Below are 2,513 nucleotides of genomic sequence, written 5' to 3'. Positions count from 1 at the left end.
CGGGTCGTCCTCAGCGACTTCGGGATCGCCCAGGTCGAGGGCGAGCAGGGGCTGACCGAGACCGGCGCGTTCGTCGGCTCGCCCGAGTTCATCGCGCCCGAGCGGGTGCTCGGCCGGCAGCCGGGGCCGGAGTCGGACCTGTGGTCGCTCGGTGTGGTGCTGTACGCGGCGGTCGAGGGCGCGGGTCCTGGACGAGGGGCTCACGAGCGGTGCGGCACGCCGGTGGCGCCCCGTGGGTCTGGTCCGGCCGGGGGCCGTGGGTCACCAGAGCCGCAGGTCAGAGGGGGCGACCGGCGAGGGTGGTCACGGGCTGTGCCAGGCTGATTCCTCGTCGGTGAGCCGGCGGACCGCGTCCGGGACGTTTCCCGCGGCCAGGTCGGCGAGGCTGACCTGTTCGAGCACGGCGCGCACGTTGACGCGCAGGGCCACCCACACGTGCAGCAGCGACGCGGCCGCCCCCGTGTACTCGAGGTCGGAGGGCCGTGCGTCGCGGACGAACACGAGCGGGCCGTCCACGGCCCGCACCACGTCGGCGACGGTCACCCGGTCGGCGGGCCGGGCGAGCACGTAGCCGCCGCCGGCGCCGCGGCGGCTCGCGACGATGCCCTCGCGGCGCAGGTCGCTGAGGATCGCCTCGAGGAACCGGTGCGGCACTCCCTGGGCGCGCGCGAGGGACTCGGCGGGCACGGGTCCACCGTCCGCCGCTGCCGCCAGCTCGGCGGCCGCACGGACGGCGTAGTCCGCCTTCGCCGAGATCCTCATCAGCCGCGCGCCTCCGTCGACGTCGTGAGCCGGGTGCCGTCGAGGATCCGGCCGGCGGCGCTGGCCGACGCCGCGAACGACCCGGTCAGCGGCAGGTCGGGCAGGATGACGGCCTGGGCGGCGTGGTAGACGTCCGGCTTGCCGACCCACGTGCGACCCGAGGGCACGTTGTCGGTGTCGAGCTCGTGGTACCAGGAGCCGCGCTCGTGGTCGACCAGGTGGTCGTCGATCCAACGCCACCAGCCGTCGGCGAGCTCGGCGTAGCGGTCCTCGCCGGTCGTGCGGTGCAGCACGTCCGCGGCGGCCGCCGCCTCTGCCGCGACCCAGTGGAAGCGTCGTGCCTCGACGGGGGTACCGGTCCAGTCGGTCGTGTAGACGAACCCGCCCTGCGGGCCGTCCCACCCGTCCTCGACGGCACGCTCGAACAGGTTCCGGGCAGCGTCGGAGCGACGGCCCGCGGTGTCGGAGGCCACGTCCACCTGCAGGAGCAGCCGCGCCCACTCCAGGCCGTGGCCCGGCGTGGCGCCGTAGGGCTTGAAGGGGTCGTGCGGGCGGTCGGCGTTGTACTCGAGCTGCGGCACCCAGGCCGAGTCGAAGTGCTCGGGGATGCGCCAGCCGTTGTCCTGCGCCCACGAGATGACCCGGTCCGCGATGACGGCGGCGCGGTCGAGCCACCGGCGCTCCCCGGTCGCGTCGTGCGCCGCGAGGAGGGCCTCCACCGAGTGCATGTTGGCGTTCACCCCGCGGTAGGGGTCGATCTCGGTCCAGTCGCGCGAGCGCTCGTCGAGGTGCAGCTGGTGGTCGGCCTCCCAGAAGCGCTCCTCGAGCACCTCCAGGGCGCGGGCCAGCAGCGCGCCCGCACCACGGGCGCCGGCGACGACCCCCGTGGAGGCGGCCAGCACGACGAACGCGTGACCGTAGGCCTGCTTCAGCCCGTCCACCTCGCCGGCTCCCGGGCCGCGGGAGGCGAGCCAGCCGCCGTGCTCCGCGTCCGCCAGGGAGGTGGCGACGCCGTCGAGCCCGCGACCCAGCAGCTCCTCGGTGCCCTCCACGCCGAGCAGGTGCCCGAGACCGAAGGTGTGCGTCATCCGGCACGTGATCCACAGGTGCGCAGGCTGCGTCGGGTCCACCGCGCCGGCGTCGTCCAGCCAGCCGGCCGTACCGTCCGCACCGATCGACGGTCGCGCGAAGTCCAACAGGCTCAGGAAGTGCTCAGCCCGCCACGACGGGTGCGGGCCACTGGCAGGGAGCAAAGGTGATCCGGTCACCTGCCGAGCCTATCGGCACCCGCTCCGCGGGCGCGCCGCCGTTTCCGCCCCGAGCCCTGGCTGCCTCTGCCCGGCCACCGGGGCGCCGGTGCGTGGGGTGGGCGCCCGGGGTGGTGTGGGATCCGGGTCGGTGTGGCGGCTGGGGCGGTGTGGGGGCTTGGGGGTGGTGTGGGGGTATGCGAAAGGCCCACCCCGTGTGGGGTGGGCCTTTCGTGAATGGGTGTCCGGCGGCGTCCTACTCTCCCACCCCCTCTCGAGGGCAGTACCATCGGCGCTGAAGGGCTAAGCTTCCGGGTTCGGAATGGGACCGGGCGTTTCCCCAACGCTATGACCGCCGTAACAGTGTCGAGTTATCAGGGTCACCCCACATCCCCAACCCCGCGTACGGGGTGGGTGGGGTGGTGCCCGTTTCTCGGGAACCGCATAGTGGACGCGTAGCATGATTGACCAACGGTGTTGGTATGTGTGTGAAGTTGTTGGCTT

General features: G+C 73.5%; 2 protein-coding genes, 1 rRNA gene and 1 pseudogene. 1 reads left to right on the top strand and 3 read right to left on the bottom strand.

Annotated elements, in window-relative coordinates:
* Positions 1–324: pseudogene (locus tag ACFT55_RS17270) on the top strand (hypothetical protein); the annotation flags it as partial.
* Here ACFT55_RS17270 and ACFT55_RS17265 read toward each other — a convergent pair.
* The 3 genes from ACFT55_RS17265 to rrf all read right to left on the bottom strand — a co-directional run bounded on the left by ACFT55_RS17265 (position 304) and on the right by rrf (position 2,369).
* On the bottom strand, positions 304–762 hold the full coding sequence (locus ACFT55_RS17265) for an RrF2 family transcriptional regulator (RefSeq protein WP_380245073.1): 459 nt from the start codon (positions 760–762) through the stop codon (positions 304–306). The pseudogene ACFT55_RS17270 and the gene ACFT55_RS17265 sit on opposite strands and share 21 nt — an antisense overlap.
* Positions 762–2,030, bottom strand: a complete 1,269-nt coding sequence (locus ACFT55_RS17260; protein WP_380245072.1) for an AGE family epimerase/isomerase — start codon at positions 2,028–2,030, stop codon at positions 762–764. Before ACFT55_RS17260 ends, ACFT55_RS17265 begins: the two co-directional genes overlap by 1 nt.
* A gap of 222 nt (positions 2,031–2,252) precedes the next feature.
* Positions 2,253–2,369 (bottom strand): 5S ribosomal RNA (rrf, locus tag ACFT55_RS17255).
* Positions 2,370–2,513: the final 144 nt, after the last annotated feature.

Source organism: Isoptericola sp. NPDC057191 (assembly GCF_042670225.1).
GTDB lineage: Bacteria > Actinomycetota > Actinomycetes > Actinomycetales > Cellulomonadaceae > Isoptericola.
The sequence above is the reverse complement of the archived record's forward strand: the minus strand, read 5'-3'. Positions and strand labels throughout refer to the sequence as shown.